The following is a 19,087-nucleotide window of genomic DNA, read 5'->3' on the forward strand; positions in this document are numbered from 1 at the left end:
GATGATGCAACTACACCACCTGGCCAGCCTCCTGCACCTGTCCGATCCCACATTGCCGGTCGGTGGATACAGCCATAGCGCCGGCCTGGAAACATACGTACAACAACGCCTCGTAAAAGATGTCGCCAGCGCAGAACAATACATCCGCCAGATGCTGCAGGTCAACATCCGCTACAACGATGCCGCCTTCGCCAGCCTGGCCTATGACGCCGCCACTGCTGATGATATCACAACACTACTGCTCCTCGACGAAACGGCAGAAGCATTGAAAGCCCCCAGGGAAATACGCCAGGCCAGCCAGAAACTCTGCCTGCGGCTGATCAAAATATTCAGCCGCCAGCAAGACCTGCCACTGCTCACCGCCTATCACCAGACCATCCGCAATGGCAACGCCGCCGGACACTATGCCATCGCATTCGGCGCATACGCCGCCGCCTGGCAAATACCCAAAGAAGCAGCCCTATACGCGTTTTATTATAATGCGACCGTCGGCATAGTCACCAATTGTGTCAAACTGATACCATTAGGCCAGCTCGACGGACAGGATATGCTCTTCCGGCTGCAACCCGCACTACAACAGCTAGCCCTCGCAACCTTACAGCCCGATCCAGATCGCCTCGGACTTTGCAGCCCGGCATTCGATATCCGCTGCATGCAACACGAAAGACTGTACTCAAGATTGTATATGTCCTGATCAGTAAACTAACTAACATGAATGAACGTACATATGTGAAGATCGGTATAGCCGGTCCCGTCGGCTCCGGTAAAACCGCCCTCATCGAAAGACTGACCCGCCGCCTCGCAGATCAATACAGCCTCGGCGTCATCACCAACGATATCTACACAAAAGAAGATGCGGAATTCCTAACCAAACACAGCCTCCTGCCACCACAACGTATCATAGGTGTCGAAACCGGCGGATGCCCCCATACCGCCATCCGCGAAGATGCCAGCATGAACCTCGAAGCAGTAGATGAAATGGTAACCCGCTTCCCCGACATTACCATCGTATTCATAGAAAGTGGCGGCGATAACCTCTCCGCGACCTTCAGCCCCGATCTCGCAGATGTCACCATCTTCGTCATTGATGTAGCCGAAGGAGATAAAATACCGCGCAAAGGTGGCCCAGGTATCACCCGCTCCGACCTCCTCGTCATCAACAAAATCGACCTCGCCCCATACGTAGGCGCCAACCTCCAGGTAATGGAACAGGACGCCCGCCGCATGAGACAAGGCCAACCCTTCGTATTCACCAACCTCGTCAGCGAACAGGGCCTCGATACCGTAATCGGATGGATACGCAAATATGCCTTATTGGAAACAGCCGACGAACCGCCACTGACCAGATGATCAGCGAACTAAAACTCACGACCGCACTACGGGGCATCACCTCCTACATGGCCGATGTATTCTTCACGCCGCCGTTTAAGATCGCCAACGTAAGCGCCAGCCGCAATAGCGAATGCCTTCACCTTATCCTCATGAGCGCATCCCCGGGAATGCTGGATGGAGACCACTATCGCATGTACATCCATACCGGACCGGGAACCTCCCTGAAACTGCAGACACAGGCCTATCAACGCCTGTATACGATGCAACAGGGCGCTTCCCAACATATGGAGATACAAATGGACAACGGCAGCACCCTCCACTTCATACCACATCCACTCGTACCACAAAAACAAGCCCACTACACCGCCGTCAACCGCATCAACCTGACAGAAAACTGCCGCCTCTACTGGGGCGAGATCGTCACCTGTGGCCGCAAACTGAATGGCGAAATATTCCACTTCACCCGGCTGCACATCCGGACCGAAATAAGATACCGCCAGAAACTCGTCCTACTCGATAACCTCCTGCTCGAACCAGCTATCATGGACCTCTCTGCCGTCGGATGCCTCGAAGGATACACCCACCAGGGCACCTTCCTGCTATTCGATACCCACACCGGCACCGATCTCCCCGCACTGGCAGATAACATCTACAACATACTGGAAAGCTCCGCCGGCATCACCGCCGGCATATCCCTCACCGCCGGACCGGGCATCGTCGTCCGCCTGTTAGCACAGGGTGCAGAACTACTGTACGATCAGATGCAGCAGATCGCAGCCCTCACACAACAACACATTACACAACAAACATCATAACCGGGTTAAGGCATGAACATGAACATAGAAACAAGCGCCCTACTGGCCACCGCCATCACCATCAGCTGTATACATACCGCCTCCGGACCAGACCACTACGTGCCGTTCATCGTATTGTCACGCACCCGCCGCTGGTCAATTGGCAAAACCATCCTGTGGACCGTCCTCTGCGGATTAGGACATGTACTCAGCTCCCTCCTCATAGGACTCGTCGGCATATTCCTCGGCTGGCAACTTTCCCGCTTCGATGCAATCTCCGAAATAAGAGGGGGCATCGCCGGCTGGACACTACTCTGGCTAGGCATCGTATACCTCATCTGGGGCATACGCAGCGCTTGGAAAAATAAACCACACAAACACTTCGATATCTATGATAATGGAGAAATGTATGTCTACGAACACCAACATGGCTCCGCCGTCGTATACCCGCAACAACGTTTTAAAGTCACCCCCTGGGTCCTCTTCGCTATCTTCGTCATGGGCCCCTCCGAACCTCTCCTGCCATTACTAACCTACTCCGGTGCCCAGCAGTCCGTACAAAGCATCATCCTGCTGATCACCACATTCACCTTGTTCACCGTACTCACAATGGTAACAATGGTACTCCTCGGATACTTCGGCTTCTCATTATTAAAAAACAATTGGATAGAACGTTACATGGCCGCTATCAGTGGTGCCGCAGTAACCGTCTGTGGAATTGGAATGGTCTTCCTCGAATGGTGAATTGTATATTGCAATACATTACTGTACCTTGCAACCCACCTGAAACAAGGCAATGTAGAGAAACCAATATCTGAACTCGCTTATGATCCAACGCTACAAATTACTGTTGCTGATAGCCATTGCTGTCACCGCTCACCTGCATACCTGCGCACAATACATCCTCAAAGGAATAATCCGCCATAAGGATACCAACCTCCCGCTGGAAGATGCCAACATCGCCTCCCGCCAGGGCACACATGCCCACAGCAATCGCGCCGGTACCTTCACCCTCCGGTTGCAACAACTGCCGGATACCTTGCTGATCTCTCATATCGGCTTCGAACCCCAGCAGATAGCCGTCAATACCGCCGGCCAAACCCTCGCTATATCCCTGGCCCCAGCCGCCGTTAGGCTGGACCAGGTCACCGTCAGCTCCGGCGCTCCCGTCTGGAACCAGGTGGCCAAAATAGACCTGCAAATGACACCCGTACGCTCCGCACAAGACCTCCTGCGTAAAGTGCCAGGCCTCTTTATCGCCCAGCACGCCGGCGGTGGTAAAGCCGAACAGATATTCCTCCGTGGCTTCGACGTCGATCATGGCACCGACGTAACCATCACCGCCGATGGCCTCCCCGTAAATATGCCCTCCCATGCACATGGACAGGGATATGCCGACCTCCACTTCCTCATCCCGGAAACCATCCGCGATATCGACTTCGGAAAAGGAGCATACTACGCCAACAAAGGAGATTTTAATACCGCCGGATACGTCAACTTCTCCACCTTCGACCGCCTCGATCATAGCCTCATCAAACTGGAAGGAGGACAATTCAATACCAAACGCATGGTAGCCCTCATTGATCTCACCGGTCAACAGACCTCCGCCGCTAAAAGCAATGGCTACATAGCCGGAGAATACTACCTCACAGATGGTCCTTTCGATCATCCCCAGCATTTCAACCGCCTCAACTTCATGGGTAAATACAATACCTGGCTCAACGAACATAGCTATCTCAGCTTGCAGGCATCGACCTTCAGCTCCAAATGGGACGCCTCCGGACAGATCCCCCTGCGAGCCGTCAACGAAGGAAAGATCAGCCGCTTCGGTACCATCGACCCCACAGAAGGTGGCAACACCAGCCGCACCAACCTCGCCGCCAACTACTACCGCATCATAGACGAACATAGCAGCCTGAAAAGCCTGTTCTATTTCGTACGATACGACTTCTCCCTGTTCTCCAACTTTACCTTCTTCCTCAACGATCCCGTCAACGGCGATGAAATACACCAGGCAGAAGGTCGCAGTATATATGGCTTCGATCACCAATACAGCCACCAGCAAACCCTCGGTAAAGGCTCCCTCAACTGGCTGGCAGGCCTCGGATTTCGTTACGACGATATCAATGACCTCCAGCTCAGTCAGGTATACCAGCGCGATAGCCTCCTCAACCGCAAAGCTTGGGGAAATGTAGATGAACATAACCTCTACGCCTATCTGAATGCAGAATGGAAAACCGGCAAATTCACCCTCAACCCGGCCCTGCGCGTAAACCATTTCATATTTAATTATGATGATAAACTCCTGCCGGGCTATCAACTGCAGGCCGCCCGCAAAACCAACGTCAGCCCGAAACTGAACATGGCCTACCAGCTCACACCATCCTGGCAGCTATACCTCAAAACCGGTATGGGCTTCCACTCCAACGATGCCAGGGTAGTTCTCGCCCAACAGGGCAAACACATCCTGCCGCGTTCCTATGGCGCCGACCTCGGTGCCGTTATCCGACCCATACCTGGCCTGATCTTACAACCTGCCCTCTGGTACCTGTTCCTCGAACAGGAATTCGTATACGTCGGCGACGAAGCCGTAGTAGAACCGTCCGGCAAATCACGCCGCTTGGGTGCCGACCTGGGTATCCGGTATCAACCCCTGTCCTGGCTATACCTCGACATAGATGTCAACTACGCCAACGCCCGCTTTACCTCCGCACCCAAAGGAGAACAATACGTACCCCTGGCGCCCGTACTGACCAGCACCGGCGGCATCGCCGTCAAATTGCCTATCGGACTGTCCGCCAACCTGCGTTACCGCTATATCAAAGACAGACCTGCCAATGAAGACAACACCGCAACCGCACAAGGATACTTTATCAACGACCTCGCCATTAGCTACAGCCGCAAAAAATGGGAAATAGGCCTACAGGTAGAAAACCTGTTCAACATAAAATGGCGGGAAGCACAGTTCTATTCAGAATCACGCCTCAAAGACGAACCGGATCCCGTATCCGAAATCCACTTCACACCAGGTACACCCACCTGGGCACGTGCACATATCGCTTTCAGATTTTAACAATTCACTAGCCAATTATCCGGCTTAAATGTGTAATTTACTGGGATGAAATTCATTGGCACCCTATTACTGATCGTCATACTCAGCTACCTAGCGGGTATGTTCCTGCCCTGGTGGTCCGTCGCCCTGGTGGCATTTTTAGTATCCCTGTTGATCCGTATGTCCCCCGGCAAAGCCTTCTTCACCGGCTTCCTGGGCGTATTCCTGCTGTGGCTCGCTTTAGCTTTCTACATCGATGTCCGCAATGATCACATACTGGCCAACAGAATGAGCCTCGTTATCATGCAGGTGAAAAGCCCCGTAGGCATCGGCCTCATAAGCGCTTTCATCGGCGGGCTCGTAGCAGGATTTGCCAGCACTGCCGCCAGCTACCTGCGCAAACCAGCCAAACAGGTCGCCACCGCATAATCACTTAATACTTCCCTCGGGAGCACACGTAGTCACCTATACTGTAACATCTAAGTTAATATGATCAGGTTTCAGCTAACCTTGCTGTTCGTCTTCGTTATTGCCTGTTGCCAGGCAGGTATCATCCGCGGTAGAATAACAGACGCCCGCCAGCAACCATTGCCTTTTGCCACCGTCATGCTGAAAGGAACAACCATCGGCACTACCACCAACGCAAATGGAGAATATCGCCTCGACGCACCAGATGGAAACTATACCGTAGTATGCCAGTATATCGGCTACCGCAAAAAAGAACAAACTGCCTCCATCAGCAACACACCCAACACCCTCGACTTCATACTCGAACCACTAAGCCTTCAGATAAAAGAAGTAGTCGTTAAAGCAGGAGGAGAGGACCCCGCATACGCCATCATACGGCAGGCCATCAAAAAAAGAAACTACTACCAGCACCAGGTGAAAGCCTACACAAGCGAAGCATATATCAAAGGACTGCTCAAATTGAGAGGAGTACCCAAATCCTTCTTCGGACAAAAAGTAGATACCAAAGACCTGGGCGTAGACTCCGCAGGAAAAGGAATCGTATTCCTCTCCGAATCACTAACCAAAATATCCTATCAGGCACCGGATCAACTCAAACTCGAAGTAATCTCCGGCCGCCAAAGCGGTGGCGGATTCGGATTTAACTTCCCCACCTATATCAACTTCTACGATAATAACGTAACCGCCGTCATCTCCCAGGTCAGCCCCCGCGGATACATATCTCCCATCGCACAAAACGCAATCTCATTCTATAAATACCGCCTGGAAGGATCATTCGTGGAAGATGGCAGAACCGTCAACAAAATCGCCGTCATACCCAGACGTAAATACGAACCACTGTTCTCCGGACATATCTTCATCACCGATGGCGACTGGCGCATCCACAGCACCGACCTGGAACTCACCAAAGACTACCAGCTCGAACTGATCGATACCCTGCGCATCCGCCAAACCCACGTACCCGTCACCACAGACGTATGGCGCACCAAAGACCAGGTACTCTACATCGCCTTGAAACAATTCGGCTTCAACGTAGCAGGTACCTTCGTAAACGTATATTCTAACTATAACCTCCAACCCGACTTTAAGCCTAAGTATTTCAATAAGACCATCATGAAATACGATACGGCCTTCAATGATAAAAAAATCGCCTACTGGGATAGCATCCGGCCCGTACCACTCGAAGTCGATGAACAAAAAGACTTCCACCAGAAAGATAGTATCGCCCACGCCATGAAAGACAGCCTGGCCGCCAGAAAGAACATCGATTCCCTCCGCAAACATCAGCCGCCTGTCAAATGGTCCGCACCCTTCTTCGGAGGTATCACCCGGCACTACTATTTCCGCAAAGACACCGGCATCGGCAGCCATATCCTACACGTTAAACCATTGCTGACACAGCTGGAATACAACACCGTAGAAGGACTGGTAGTCAACGTAAAACCAGAACTACGACTATCCCTCAAAGGCAATAACAGCCTGTCGATAGCTCCAGTAATCCGCTATGGCTTCAGCAATACACACCTCAATGCCTACACGCGGCTCACTTGGACAAAGAACGCCCGGCTGGGCCAACGCCTGGGAACAAACACCTGGTCGCTCGCAGGAGGGAAGCGCATCTCGCAATTCAATAAAGAAGAACCCATCCGCCCGCTGATCAACGAAATATATACCCTGCTCCTCAAAGAAAACTACATGAAACTCTATGAGAACTGGTTCGGACAACTACAATTCCGACGCGAGTTCCAGAATAGCGCCGTACTCTCAGCAGGCCTGACCTACGAAGACCGTATCCCCGTAGTCAATACCACCGACTTCGTACTCTTTAAAAATGATCAGAAATCCTTCACACCTAACTATCCGGTAGAATTGACATCTGTACCAATGGTAAGACACCAGGCACTGGTACTCGACCTGGGATTCCGTATACAGCCAGGGCAGCGCTTCATAGAAATGCCCGATCGTAAATTCGCCATAGGGTCCGACCTGCCAACCTTTGAAGTAGCATACAGCAAAGGCATCTACAACATCGCCGGCAGCGACGTCGACTTCGACAAATGGCAGGTACGCGTATTCGATAAGATGAACTTCAAACTGTTCGGAGAGTTTCATTACAACATCGGAGCGGGTGGCTTTATCAACGACAAAAGAGTCGGCCTGCCAGACTATCGCCATTTTAACGGGAATCAAACCTTCTTCAACGATAAATACCTGAATAGCTTCTCGCTGGCGCCATATTACCAATACAGCACAACCGCCGCATTCTACGCAACAGGCCATGTAGAACACCACTTCAATGGCCTCCTGACTAATAAAATACCGCTGTTGCAAAAACTAAAATGGAACCTCGTCGCCGGATCAAATGCCTTCTATGTGAACAGCGACAATAACTACGTGGAAATATTCGCAGGCCTGGAGAATATCTTTAAGGTACTGAGAGTAGACGTAGTAGCGGGTTATCAAAGCAAAGACAACACCCGCGTAGGCGTAAGACTGGGAATGGGTGGATTATTAGGTGGAATGGTTAACAGCGCCAGAGGTAAATAGCAGTACTAGCCCCAACAGTCGAAAAATATGGCTGCCCGGAAGCGCTCACAAACGCAACCGGGCAGTATCCCTATTACTCCTTATGTTGATCAGAATAATGTTAGTCCTGTGAAGTCTCTCCTAATCTGGGCCGCAATCGCTTTTTCGATTTATTGAAGTACATCAGACCTTTGTCCACTCCCTTACGAAGTGCATCACGCTCCTCCGCTGGAAGCAGGAGTACATCATGACACGCTTCACTGCAACAGCCGGCATGTTTCTCCGCACAGGCCGCACATTGTATGAATAACAGGTGACAACCGTCATTCTTACAGTTAGTATGGGTGTCGCATGGCGCCCCACACTGATGACAATGGCTGATGATATCTTCCGTGATACGCTCGCCTAAACGATCGTCAAACACAAAGTTTTTGCCTTTAAACTTGACAGGCAAACCCTGTTCCTTCGCTTTGTTGGTGTACTCAATGATACCGCCTTCCAGATGATACACATTGGTAAACCCTTTGTGCAACAGGTAAGCCGACGCCTTCTCACAGCGGATGCCTCCCGTGCAATACATCACAATGTTCTTATCCTTGTTATTCTCCAGCATAGATGCCGCCATCGGCAACTGGTCGCGGAAAGTATCAGAGGGGATCTCTATCGCCTTGTCAAAATGTCCTACCTCGAATTCATAGTGATTACGCATGTCCACCACAATGGTGTCCGGATCATCCGTTAGCGCATTAAAGGCGCGCGCATCCAGATACTTCCCTTTGTTCGCCATATCAAAAGTAGGATCGTCGATGCCATCGGCTACGATCTTATCCCTTACCTTGATCTTTAATACCCAAAACGACTTCCCATCGTCATCTACGGCTACATTCAGCCGGATGCCGTGCAGGAACGGGATACTGTAAAGATGAGATTTCAACGCCTCAAAATAGTGAGAAGGCACGCTGATCTGTGCATTAATACCTTCGCTGGCCACATAAATACGACCAAATACCGCCCACTGGCTAAGTGCCAGATACAGTTCATCCCGGAATACCTGGGGATCTTCAATCTTTGCGTACTGGTAAAATGAAATGGTAGTGCGAGGAAATGTCTCCTGTTGCAGCCGCTGCTTCAGCTCCGCTGCAGATACTCTGTTGTGTAATGTCATTGCTGCCTTGAAATTTTAAGGACACTTGCCTGGTGAACAAAATTTCAATCAAACCCCTGATCAGACTGACTTTCTAAAGTTTGATTTCTTGAATTATGTCTGAAAGTATGTCTACTCCTGACAAAATAGGGCTGCAATTTACGAATTAATTGTTTGATAGCCGCCTTTTGACCGCTAAAATGCCCTTCGTCAGCCGCCCATACCGCTTCCTACAGTAATTTTATACCTAACTCATCCATTGCCAATCATTTCCCAGGACAGATGCATATTGATTCCATATATTTTCCCTATGACATAGCGTCTGATTTACATACTGCAGTGTAAGATCGCTGCCCTCACTTATATTTAATCAAACGCTGAATCATGATAGCTGTCAAGAAATTCCACATTGCATCCCGCGCTGAAATAAAGACTATCAAAGGTGGTGGGCAAAAAGTAAATGTACCCGTATGTGAAGCCTTCGCATGCGATCTCAAACCTTGCCCCATAAAATGGTGCTATTGTGATGACAACTTGTTGTGTCGGGCATATATTTACTAACTCACCCCGATTAAAACTACGTCCTCATTTACCTGGCATTTACCCCGTATCAACGTGGCTAAACCTCCAATCATGAAATCACTCAAAAATTTTGTGTCCTGGGCGCCTTTGCTATGTGAATGATAGGAGGGACAATAGCACACGCGAATGGCATTGCGCGATGCTCAGATACAAATAGCTAATCAAATCCCTCATAATTATGAAACCTTTTAAGACCCACCTACGCCCGCTCTCAAGAGCAGCACTCAGTCGTATCACCGGTACTGGCATTAAACCGGATAAACAACCGCGTTGCCTCAGATATGAATGTGATCTGATCGTAACCTGCGCACCTGGCTGCTGGTGTAAGCCCAATTTCCCCGATCAGCCGGAAGGATGGTGCGTATAACTATCAGGCCATGATTACCCCGGGAAAAGCAGGCAACAGCCTCCTGCTTTTTCCGGTATTTTCTCAATAAAGTCGGATCTTCCGGCTGTTGATCACATTGCTGGCATGAAAGAACAAACAGGAAATGATCACCTGCTCATCCGTGAACTTCCCTATCCATCTGGCCCCAATGGCTGCCGTACGCTCCGCTTCCTCCCGACTCAACCCTGCCTCCAGCAATATGTCGATCAGTCCTTCCTTGGTCATACCTGCAAAATAAAACTTCGCCGGACCGGAAAAAACCGGGCTGCTACGGGGATTAATCCTGTTTTTTGCCGTCTTTTAAGGAAAATAAAGAGAGAGTAAAGCTAAAAAACTACCTGCCGGCTGCTGCTCAGCGGTAATAGGTGCTGCTGGGATAATCATATCCTCCCGGATATCAATGCTGTAAATGCTCCGCATCACGGGACCGCCGGTACAACAGGTCCAGTAGGAGGTAGGCTGCCGCACTGATAATGAATAAGGACCCGATAAAGGTAAGGGTCAGATAGTCCTGTACCCGGAGCCATTGTAACTGTTCTGCCAAATAAGAACTGATAATCAGTAAGATACCGAGGAAAAAAATGATGTGTACAAATCTTTTCATAAATGCCGATAAGGGTGAACGTAGTCTGGAATCATCCACATGTTGTCGCTTCCAAATGCCAGGCTTATAGGAAATTCCACAAGTCGTAGTATCTGATATTAATATATCCATTAAAACACTGACAATGCGAGAATAGTTCACCACAGTAAAGTTTTAGTTAACCGGTGTAACTATCTGATAATTATCGTATATAAAATAAGGGTCAGGTTTTGGCATACCTTTTGAAAATATAGTACTTGACAAGGAAAATATTTATTCACCCTTTAAAATCAAACTTTATGACATTTATCCTCTACTTTGTTTACGTGATCATCGCCCTGTGGATCTACAGACTGTTGTCCTACTACTTCGATAATTCCGGCGAACGTACCTCCTATAAAGCGAAAAAATATCGCAATCAATAAGTGCCGTTAATAGTAGCCCGACCTGAACAGATGACCAACTACAGCGGCACTATGAATACCCCGATCTGCTTTCGCCGCCACTAACTTCCTGACCGCTTAACACTTTAGATGGTTTTACACCCTTAACAGACCATAGTGTCTGTAACGGGATAACTATTCCCTCTTGAGAAAACGGTTGTCAAGAATACGCGATAGCACTTCCTCCTTCATACTGCGACTAAGTGGTATCTGGTGGACGCCAACACTTAACTCGTTGCCCATAATACTGTCAATTTTAGAAAGGGCAACCAGGTAAGACTTATGAACTTTGATAAAACGATCCGAAGGGAGATATGCTTCCACTCCCTTAAAGGTCACATAGGTAAGGTATCTCCGTTGCGTAGTCTGGATAGCAACATAGTTCTGAAGCGCTTCCACATACAGGATATCGTCAAAAAACAGCTTCTCCAGCTTATTGTCACACTTGATGAAAAAGAAATCCTTGCCGGCGCCAGGTGCAGCCCGTTGATACTCATACCAGGACTGTGCCTTTAAAGCCGCCTTTAAAAAACGGTCAAAAGCAACAGGCTTTAACAGGTAATCCAATACATTCAGCTCAAAACTCTCTACCGCATATTCGGAATAAGCAGTGGTAAATACCACGAGGGGTGGCTGTGCCAACACCTTTAATAACTCAATACCCGTCATACCGGGCATCTGCACATCCAGGAATAACAACTGTATCGGCTCCTCCCGCAAAATAGCGAGCGCCTTTACAGCCGATGGAACACTGGCGACAGGTTCGAGAAAACCAGTCTCCTCACAATATTCCATTAAACCTTTGCGGGCCATCGGCTCATCATCTACAATCAGACATTTTAACTTCATAACAGGGATAGTTTTAAGAAGACCTGAAATACGCCGCCCTCCTGGTATAAAGAAAGATGATGCCGCCCCGGATACAAAAGCTCCAGCCTCCTCCTTGCATTGGCAAGCCCGATGCCGGGTGTCGCTGTTACATGCTCATAACAGGTATTACTGGTAGATAATACAATATCATCCGCTTCCCGCTGTAATGAAATACGGATGTACTGCTGCCCGCCCGATGTCGCCACATGTTTAAACGCATTTTCAACAAATGGGATCAACAGCAAAGGGGCTATCCGCAAACCCTGTAATGCCGGGTCTGCTTCAAACCTCACCTCCAGGTCTTCATTCTGGCGAACCCGCTGTATCGCTACATAATGCTCCAGGTACAGTACCTCTTTCTCTACCGGAATAGTATCCGTATTACAGTCATACAACTGATAACGCAGCAGGGAAGAGAACTTCATCAACGTATCCCGCGCAGCAGTGTTCTTTTTGTCAATAAGGAAATAAATGGCGTTGAGTGAATTGAAGATCGCGTGTGGATTGATCTGCGCCTTTAAATACAATAACTCCTGCTCCGCCTGGCTCCGCAAAGCCTGCTGCAACCGGTGACTGGTCCGTAGCTGGTCCACATAAAATTTAATACCGGCCGCCGCACCTACCATAAAGAATAGGGGAATATATACATCATACAACTGTGTACCCAGATCACTGTTTGGAAGCCGCTTAAATTGCGCCACATAAGGTTGTAATAAATGATCCAACAAACGGATCACCAGCCAGCCCGTAGTCATCACAAGAAGGGTGAAGCCTGCCACAAAAGCAAGATACTGTCGCTGGTATAACAAACGGGGAATCAAAAACAGGTTGGTCACATACACCGCACCTGCCAGGGTAAATACCTTCAATACACCAGCCTTGATAGTAAGAGATAAAGTGGGATAATCGTCGATCCGCAGTGTCAGCCACACCACAAAAAAAGCCGTCCAAAATAACAGGTGATGTAACTTATAGCGGGCAAACCAATGCTGTGCCGTCATATCATAAGCGTTTATCCGGTCCAATATTACGGGTTCACGCAGATAATAGCAGTATGCTTACACCTGCCGTTACTTTTGCTTGATAAGTTACATGATTATTCTGACAAACGGCTGTCATGCCCCATACCGGCTGTACTCATTCCACATGCCGGAATAACAGCAGGAAACATCCCATCAGCATAGCTGCTGAAATAAGAGCACTCAGATGAATACCGTCTACAATAGCAACCGGCCCCCCGGTAGCCATAGCACCGAAAACAGCCACGCCCAGCGCACCGGCCGCCTGCCGCGTCGTATTCAGCACCGCAGAGGCCGTACCCGAACGGGTCCTGTCCACCGTAGCTAGAATGCCCGTGGTCATCGCCGGCACCGCCAGCCCCATACCCATAGGGATCGTGAAAAAAGGAAGGAATAACTGAATATACGAAGTGTGGCCATTGATCATCAACAACCCCATAAAACCACTCATACCCACCAACGCACCTACCAACACCGGCAGCCGGGTACCATATTTCGCCATCAGCTTGCCACTGATCAGGTTCGAGACAATAAACCCCGCCGTCAATGGCAAAAAGGCCAGACCGGCATGCAACGGCGTATAATGCAACACATCCTGCAGGTATAAACTCAACACGAACACTGTACCGTAATAGGAATTATTCAAACATACCCCCAGCAACACTAACACATTAAAGTTGGCGCTCCGGAAGAAATCCAGCGGCAGGATAGGAGCCGCCGAACGTCGCTCTATACGCAGGAACAACAAGATCAGTAACCCGCTGCATAATATCCCACCCCATATAAAAGGGTGCGAAAAGCCCAGCTCATTCCACTCTATAATAGCCCCGATAAATGCAGTCAATGCCAATAGCCAGGTAAGCTGACCCGGAATGTCAAAACCCCTGTTCGGATGCCGCTCACTCTCGGGCAACCGTAACCCCAATAATATACCAACAAGACAGATAGGTATGTTAACCAGGAAAATAAGCCGCCAGCTGCTGAGATGAATAAGAAAACCTCCCAATATCGGCCCCGCTGCAATCGACACCCCTCCGGCCGCCGTCCAAAGCGCTACCGCCCTGGCACGTTGCTCCCGGTCATGCGAAAATGACTGGTTCAGTATCGCCAGCGAACTGGGGATCATCGTAGCCGACCCAACCCCCTGCAACGCCCGGAAACCAATAAGACTGCCCGCATCCCAGGCTACACCACATCCAACAGATGCAACGCCGAACAACAGCAGCCCGAATAGAAATACACGCTTCGCCCCCAGCAGATCACTCATCCCTCCGGCAGATAACATCAATACCGCAAAAGCAATCGTGTAAGCATCTACTATCCACTGCAACACACTGATACCGGCAGAGAAAGACTCAGCAATACGGGGAAGGGCAATATTGACAATCGATACATCCAGCTGCGATACCACAAAAGCAAGACTGGTAGTACCTACGACAAATCCGAAAGCAAGCGGAGAGGAAGAAGGCACTCCTTCCTGTAGTTTTTTCATGCTTACAAAGATATTACCTCCGTACCAGGAACGAAAAAAGAGGGCATATTTTTTATGTAAAGGAATAATATACAGCCGTTTATTCACCAAATAGGGTAAGGCACCACCGCAACAGCTCCCAATGATCCACGATCGTCCACTTCCCGGATCAACAGATTTTAACATAAAAAGGAGGGAAGCCCCTAAAAAAACAAAATCCGCCCCGCGGTTTTTCCTATGCGGCGGGGCGGAGAAATTGAGCATGAAACTGTTTCCAGATTGGTCCGAAAACCTCAATGGAGAGTTACATGTCCATTCTATCAACCTATATGCGAACTAAAACGTTTGCTGACTACTTTTGAGCCGGCTTGCTCGCTTCCTTGGCAGCGTGCTTCTTAGCATGCTCCTTCTTGGAAGCTTTTTCACCTTTCTTCTCTGCCTTGGCAGGTGCCTGGGTGGTGGTCTGAGCCGGCTTAGCAGCTTGTGCGTTTACGCCACTGATACTAAATGTAGCAATAGCTAATGCGGTGATGGCTAACATAAGTTTTTTCATATCGCTATGTTTTTAAGCTTAATAATTTTAGTTACGGTTGGCAGATTATGCTCCTTTTTTCTCAGCAGGTTTTGCCTTCTTCTCATGCTCTTTTTTGGACACCTTCTCTGCTTTCTTCTCAGCTTTCTTTTCCTTAGCAGGAGCTTGCTCGGTTTTTGCCGGTTGTTGAGGATGTGCATTAACACCGGTTACACTGAAAGTAGCAATAGCAGCTACAGCAATGGCTAACATGATTTTTTTCATAGCTTTTGTATTTTAAGCGTAGATAAATGTTGTGGTAGTGGTAAGATTAAGCAGCAGCCTTTTCTTTCTTTTCTTTCTTCTCCTTTTTCTCTTTCTTTTCTTTTTTCTCTTTCTTCTCAGCTTTAGCTGGTGCTTGCTCTGTTTTAGCAGGTTGCTGTGCATTAACACCGGTTACACTGAAAATAGCGAAAGCAGCTACGGCAATTGCGAGGATGAACTTTTTCATGTTTGACGTTTTGTTTTGATTAAAACTTGAGTTTATAAAGTGATGATGAATGCTTGATAATGAGCATGGTGTAAACAGTCCTTTGATAAAAAATGTATACAACATGCTCTCTTTTCATGACCTTTCGTTTATACCTTCCTGTTTGTTCGTCTTCATTGTGGCCAATCTGTTAGAATATGATTTCAATAACCGCTCCCTCTGCATTAATAATGAGGTCAATACGATTCACACCTCTTATAATGCTTCCGTCTTATTCTTGTACGCTGTATAGAAGATCAGCGGGAACACCAGCAACGTCAGCGTAGTCGCCGTGATCAATCCTCCGATCACCACAATCGCCAAGGGCTTCTGCGTTTCAGATCCTATACCCGAAGATATCGCCGCCGGGATCAAACCAATAGCCGCCATCAATGCAGTCATTACCACCGGTCGTATTCGACTCTGCACACCCATCTTGATCGACTCATTCAATGACATCCTCGCCTCCAGGTTCTTATGGAACACCGATATCAATATCACCCCGTTCTGTATACAGATACCAAAAAGCGCAATGAAACCAACTCCCGCAGAGATACCAAAGTTCATATTCGTAACATGCAACGCCAGGATACCGCCGATCAAAGCAAATGGCACGTTCATCAACACCAGCCCCGCATCTTTCACACTTCCCAACATAATGAACAGGATCAGGAAAATAGCAATGATACTGATCGGTACCACCTGCCCCAGACGTTTCGTCGCACGCACCTGGTTCTCAAACTCACCGGTCCAACCTATGCTGTACCCTTTCGGTAAAGACACTACTTTATTTACTTTCTGCTGCGCTTCCGCAATCGTACTTCCCAGGTCACGGTCCCGCACAGAAAACTTCACACCAATGAATCGTTTGTTACCGTCACGATAGATAAAGGCCGGTCCCGTAATAGTAGAAATAGTTGCCAGCTCCTTCAGCGGTACCTTATTGCCATTCAACGTAGGCACCATCAAGTTCGCCAGGTCATCCTCCGTCTTACGGTAGTTCTCGTCATAACGTACCCTGATGTCGAACTTCTTCTCACCCTGGAACAGCTGCGTAGCCGTCTTACCACCGATCGCCATCTCTATCACCGCCTGCGCATCTGCCGTAGATACTCCATACAGCGCCAGCTTATTATCACTCAGGTTGATACTCATCTCCGGTTGACCAATATTACGGATCACCCCAAGGTCACGTACCCCCTGCACCGTCTTCAGCTCCTTGATCACCTGCTGCGACAAACTCTCCAGTTTAGTAAGATCATCCCCATAAATTTTCACCCCGTTGCTGGCCTTAAAACCTGCCACTGCTTCAGATACGTTGTCAGAGATAGGCTGCGAGAAGTTCAGTATAATACCGGGATACTTACGCAGTTTGCCTTCCATCTGACCAATCAGCTCATCCTGCGTGATCTTACGTTTCCATTCACCCTTAGGCAACAGGTCCACCTGGTATTGCACAAAGTAGAAACCGTTAGGGTCTGTACCGTCGTTGGAACGTCCCGTCTGTGACAACACCGCCTTCACCTCGGGGAACGCACTCAGGTCCTCCCGTATCTTATGCGCCATCTTCACACTCTCCGTCAACGACATACTCATCGGCAACTCCGTAGTCACCCACAACGACCCTTCATTCAGCTGCGGCAGGAACTCCGTACCAAGGAACTTGGCCGACAGGAACGTCAGTCCCATAAAGGCGAGCGCAATCAGCAGACTCAGTCGCTTGTGCGCATAGGTCCAGTTAAATCCGCTTATAACGATCCGGTCAAAGAAATTAACAACCGGGTTATTTTTCTCCTTTACATTCTTACGTAATAAGATATTACTGAGCACCGGCACCAGCGTAAGCGTGAACAACAGCGCTCCCAACAACGCAAACCCTAACGTCCAGGCTAGCGGAGAAAACATCTTACCTTCCACTTTCTGGAAAGAGAAGATCGGGATCAAAGAGATAATGATGATCAGCTTCGAGAAAAAGATCGCCTTCGCCAATTCTCCTCCGGTCTGTTTGATCCAACCCATCTTCGCCATCTTGTTGAACCGCTCCATCCCATACTTATGCGCCTTGTGATCCAACATCACAAATATCCCCTCTACCATTACCACCGCACCGTCTATAATAATACCGAAGTCAATAGCTCCCATAGACAGCAGGTTTGCACTCATACCTTTCATACGCAGACAGAGAAACGCAAATAACAGCGCCAATGGTATGATGATCGATACGATCACCGTCGTCCGCCAATCCGCCATGAAGATGAACACAATCACGGTCACAAAAATGATCCCCTCTATCAGGTTGTGCATCACCGTATGCGTACAAAACTCCATCAGGTTGTCACGGTCATAGAACGTAGCCATCTTGATGTCTTCCGGCAACACCGTCTCGTTCAACTCGTTGATCTTATCCTTCACCCGGGCGATCACCTCAGACGGATTCTCCCCCTTACGCATCACAATGATACCTTCCACCAGGTCATCCTGGTGACCCAAACCTACTTGCCCCACCCGGGGAGCCGAGGCCTCCCGTACCGTTGCCAGGTCTTTTACCGTCAGCGGTACACCGTTTATATTCTCAATGATGATGTTCTCAATATCCTGTATACTCACCAGCAAACCAATACCCCTTACCACATAAGCCTGCCCGTTCTTCTCTATCACATCGCCGCCCACATTCACGTTACTTTTGGTTACAGCCTGGTACAATTCCAGGGGCGTAATATTATATTTCAACAGCCTCACCGGGTCCGCAGAGATCTCGTAAATCTTATCCTGACCACCAAAAGCCACCACATCCGCAACACCAGGTACACTACGGATCTGACGATCTATCACCCAGTTCTGCCAGGTAAGAAGGTCCCGCGAATCCCGCTTGGCACTTTTCAGATAATAACGGAAGATCTCACCAGTAGGACCATAAGGTGGCTGTATCTCCGGGTCCGCACCCTCCGGCAGACTAATACTCTGCAACATATTGTTCACCTGCTGACGGGCAAAGAAATCCTCCACATCATCGTCAAATATGATCTTTACCACAGAAAGACCAAACATCGTCACCGAACGTACACTGGTTTTCTTCTGCACAGCATTCATAGACACCTCGATCGGCAACGTCACAAATCGCTCCACTTCCTGCGCACTACGGCCATTCCACTTCGTCACGATCACAATCTGCGTATTCGTCACATCCGGAAATGCCTCAATAGGTGTGTGGACAAAACTGAATACCCCCGCCACTATAAGGGCGCCCGTCATAATGAAGACAAACAGCTTGTTCTTCAGTGAAAAGGCGACTATATTTCTGATAAATTTGTTCATAAGGTTGATAGTCTTTGGTAAGACGGTCTGTTGAAGCGGTTCAATAGACCCCCTGCCTAA

General features: G+C 49.0%; 19 protein-coding genes. 9 read left to right on the forward strand and 10 right to left on the reverse strand.

Annotated features, from left to right (window positions below):
* Positions 1-4: 4 nt before the first annotated feature.
* From KTO58_RS08820 to KTO58_RS08850, 7 genes are all read left to right on the forward strand, one after another.
* On the forward strand, positions 5-694 hold the full coding sequence (locus KTO58_RS08820) for an urease accessory protein UreF (protein ID WP_095841644.1): 690 nt from the start codon (positions 5-7) through the stop codon (positions 692-694).
* Between the two features lie 17 nt (positions 695-711).
* Positions 712-1,350, forward strand: coding sequence for an urease accessory protein UreG (gene ureG, locus KTO58_RS08825; protein WP_095839724.1), 639 nt, complete (start codon positions 712-714; stop codon positions 1,348-1,350).
* Positions 1,293-2,147: an urease accessory protein UreD gene (locus tag KTO58_RS08830; protein WP_095839723.1), complete on the forward strand. Its 855-nt coding sequence runs from the start codon at positions 1,293-1,295 to the stop codon at positions 2,145-2,147. The genes ureG and KTO58_RS08830 overlap by 58 nt, the downstream gene beginning before the upstream one ends.
* A gap of 18 nt (positions 2,148-2,165) precedes the next feature.
* Positions 2,166-2,870, forward strand: a complete 705-nt coding sequence (locus KTO58_RS08835; RefSeq protein ID WP_095841643.1) for an urease accessory protein UreH domain-containing protein — start codon at positions 2,166-2,168, stop codon at positions 2,868-2,870.
* A gap of 82 nt (positions 2,871-2,952) precedes the next feature.
* Entirely contained in the window at positions 2,953-5,199 is a 2,247-nt protein-coding gene (locus KTO58_RS08840; protein WP_095839722.1) for a TonB-dependent receptor, read from the forward strand.
* A 45-nt stretch (positions 5,200-5,244) separates the two neighbouring features.
* Complete coding sequence (locus KTO58_RS08845) at positions 5,245-5,607, forward strand: hypothetical protein (RefSeq protein ID WP_095839721.1); 363 nt, start codon at positions 5,245-5,247, stop codon at positions 5,605-5,607.
* Between the two features lie 60 nt (positions 5,608-5,667).
* A complete protein-coding gene (locus KTO58_RS08850) occupies positions 5,668-8,193 on the forward strand; it encodes a DUF5686 and carboxypeptidase regulatory-like domain-containing protein (RefSeq protein ID WP_095839720.1) in 2,526 nt (841 codons plus the stop codon).
* Between the two features lie 100 nt (positions 8,194-8,293).
* Here the strand turns inward: KTO58_RS08850 and trhO are convergent, their stop codons facing one another.
* Complete coding sequence (gene trhO, locus KTO58_RS08855; protein WP_095839719.1) at positions 8,294-9,337, reverse strand: oxygen-dependent tRNA uridine(34) hydroxylase TrhO; 1,044 nt, start codon at positions 9,335-9,337, stop codon at positions 8,294-8,296.
* A gap of 739 nt (positions 9,338-10,076) precedes the next feature.
* On the opposite strand from trhO, the gene KTO58_RS08860 reads away from it, so the two are divergent.
* Positions 10,077-10,265 carry a hypothetical protein gene (locus KTO58_RS08860; RefSeq protein WP_157753070.1) on the forward strand — a complete coding sequence of 63 codons (189 nt, stop codon included), beginning with the start codon at positions 10,077-10,079 and terminating at the stop codon, positions 10,263-10,265.
* Between the two features lie 63 nt (positions 10,266-10,328).
* Here the strand turns inward: KTO58_RS08860 and KTO58_RS08865 are convergent, their stop codons facing one another.
* Positions 10,329-10,511, reverse strand: a complete 183-nt coding sequence (locus KTO58_RS08865; protein ID WP_095839718.1) for a hypothetical protein — start codon at positions 10,509-10,511, stop codon at positions 10,329-10,331.
* 172 nt (positions 10,512-10,683) lie between these two features.
* Positions 10,684-10,890 carry a hypothetical protein gene (locus tag KTO58_RS08870; RefSeq protein ID WP_095839717.1) on the reverse strand — a complete coding sequence of 69 codons (207 nt, stop codon included), beginning with the start codon at positions 10,888-10,890 and terminating at the stop codon, positions 10,684-10,686.
* A 278-nt stretch (positions 10,891-11,168) separates the two neighbouring features.
* On the opposite strand from KTO58_RS08870, the gene KTO58_RS28770 reads away from it, so the two are divergent.
* Positions 11,169-11,294 carry a hypothetical protein gene (locus tag KTO58_RS28770; RefSeq protein WP_255408018.1) on the forward strand — a complete coding sequence of 42 codons (126 nt, stop codon included), beginning with the start codon at positions 11,169-11,171 and terminating at the stop codon, positions 11,292-11,294.
* Between the two features lie 153 nt (positions 11,295-11,447).
* On the opposite strand, the gene KTO58_RS08875 is transcribed toward KTO58_RS28770, so the two are convergent.
* The 7 genes from KTO58_RS08875 to KTO58_RS08905 all read right to left on the reverse strand — a co-directional run bounded on the left by KTO58_RS08875 (position 11,448) and on the right by KTO58_RS08905 (position 19,027).
* Positions 11,448-12,161 (reverse strand): LytR/AlgR family response regulator transcription factor, encoded by a 714-nt coding sequence (locus tag KTO58_RS08875; RefSeq protein WP_095839716.1) that lies wholly within the window; start codon positions 12,159-12,161, stop codon positions 11,448-11,450.
* Complete coding sequence (locus KTO58_RS08880) at positions 12,158-13,183, reverse strand: sensor histidine kinase (RefSeq protein ID WP_157753069.1); 1,026 nt, start codon at positions 13,181-13,183, stop codon at positions 12,158-12,160. The genes KTO58_RS08875 and KTO58_RS08880 overlap by 4 nt, the downstream gene beginning before the upstream one ends.
* A gap of 136 nt (positions 13,184-13,319) precedes the next feature.
* Positions 13,320-14,693 carry an MFS transporter gene (locus KTO58_RS08885; protein WP_157753068.1) on the reverse strand — a complete coding sequence of 458 codons (1,374 nt, stop codon included), beginning with the start codon at positions 14,691-14,693 and terminating at the stop codon, positions 13,320-13,322.
* A 331-nt stretch (positions 14,694-15,024) separates the two neighbouring features.
* Positions 15,025-15,225: a hypothetical protein gene (locus KTO58_RS08890; protein WP_095839713.1), complete on the reverse strand. Its 201-nt coding sequence runs from the start codon at positions 15,223-15,225 to the stop codon at positions 15,025-15,027.
* Between the two features lie 45 nt (positions 15,226-15,270).
* Entirely contained in the window at positions 15,271-15,468 is a 198-nt protein-coding gene (locus KTO58_RS08895; RefSeq protein ID WP_095839712.1) for a hypothetical protein, read from the reverse strand.
* Positions 15,469-15,514: 46 nt separating this feature from the next.
* Positions 15,515-15,694, reverse strand: coding sequence for a hypothetical protein (locus KTO58_RS08900; protein WP_095839711.1), 180 nt, complete (start codon positions 15,692-15,694; stop codon positions 15,515-15,517).
* 234 nt (positions 15,695-15,928) lie between these two features.
* Complete coding sequence (locus KTO58_RS08905) at positions 15,929-19,027, reverse strand: efflux RND transporter permease subunit (protein WP_095839710.1); 3,099 nt, start codon at positions 19,025-19,027, stop codon at positions 15,929-15,931.
* Positions 19,028-19,087 lie beyond the last annotated feature (60 nt).

Origin of the sequence: Chitinophaga pendula, assembly GCF_020386615.1 — a bacterium.
GTDB classification, from domain to species: Bacteria; Bacteroidota; Bacteroidia; order Chitinophagales; family Chitinophagaceae; genus Chitinophaga; species Chitinophaga pendula.

Coding starts and splice junctions, on each gene's coding strand:
- KTO58_RS08820 (WP_095841644.1), top strand. CDS start 5: ATGCAACTACACCACCTGGCCAGCCTCCTGCACCTGTCCGATCCCACA.
- ureG (WP_095839724.1), top strand. CDS start 712: ATGAATGAACGTACATATGTGAAGATCGGTATAGCCGGTCCCGTCGGC.
- KTO58_RS08830 (WP_095839723.1), top strand. CDS start 1,293: ATGGATACGCAAATATGCCTTATTGGAAACAGCCGACGAACCGCCACT.
- KTO58_RS08835 (WP_095841643.1), top strand. CDS start 2,166: ATGAACATAGAAACAAGCGCCCTACTGGCCACCGCCATCACCATCAGC.
- KTO58_RS08840 (WP_095839722.1), top strand. CDS start 2,953: ATGATCCAACGCTACAAATTACTGTTGCTGATAGCCATTGCTGTCACC.
- KTO58_RS08845 (WP_095839721.1), top strand. CDS start 5,245: ATGAAATTCATTGGCACCCTATTACTGATCGTCATACTCAGCTACCTA.
- KTO58_RS08850 (WP_095839720.1), top strand. CDS start 5,668: ATGATCAGGTTTCAGCTAACCTTGCTGTTCGTCTTCGTTATTGCCTGT.
- trhO (WP_095839719.1), bottom strand. CDS start 9,337: ATGACATTACACAACAGAGTATCTGCAGCGGAGCTGAAGCAGCGGCTG.
- KTO58_RS08860 (WP_157753070.1), top strand. CDS start 10,077: ATGAAACCTTTTAAGACCCACCTACGCCCGCTCTCAAGAGCAGCACTC.
- KTO58_RS08865 (WP_095839718.1), bottom strand. CDS start 10,511: ATGACCAAGGAAGGACTGATCGACATATTGCTGGAGGCAGGGTTGAGT.
- KTO58_RS08870 (WP_095839717.1), bottom strand. CDS start 10,890: ATGAAAAGATTTGTACACATCATTTTTTTCCTCGGTATCTTACTGATT.
- KTO58_RS28770 (WP_255408018.1), top strand. CDS start 11,169: ATGACATTTATCCTCTACTTTGTTTACGTGATCATCGCCCTGTGGATC.
- KTO58_RS08875 (WP_095839716.1), bottom strand. CDS start 12,161: ATGAAGTTAAAATGTCTGATTGTAGATGATGAGCCGATGGCCCGCAAA.
- KTO58_RS08880 (WP_157753069.1), bottom strand. CDS start 13,183: ATGACGGCACAGCATTGGTTTGCCCGCTATAAGTTACATCACCTGTTA.
- KTO58_RS08885 (WP_157753068.1), bottom strand. CDS start 14,693: ATGAAAAAACTACAGGAAGGAGTGCCTTCTTCCTCTCCGCTTGCTTTC.
- KTO58_RS08890 (WP_095839713.1), bottom strand. CDS start 15,225: ATGAAAAAACTTATGTTAGCCATCACCGCATTAGCTATTGCTACATTT.
- KTO58_RS08895 (WP_095839712.1), bottom strand. CDS start 15,468: ATGAAAAAAATCATGTTAGCCATTGCTGTAGCTGCTATTGCTACTTTC.
- KTO58_RS08900 (WP_095839711.1), bottom strand. CDS start 15,694: ATGAAAAAGTTCATCCTCGCAATTGCCGTAGCTGCTTTCGCTATTTTC.
- KTO58_RS08905 (WP_095839710.1), bottom strand. CDS start 19,027: ATGAACAAATTTATCAGAAATATAGTCGCCTTTTCACTGAAGAACAAG.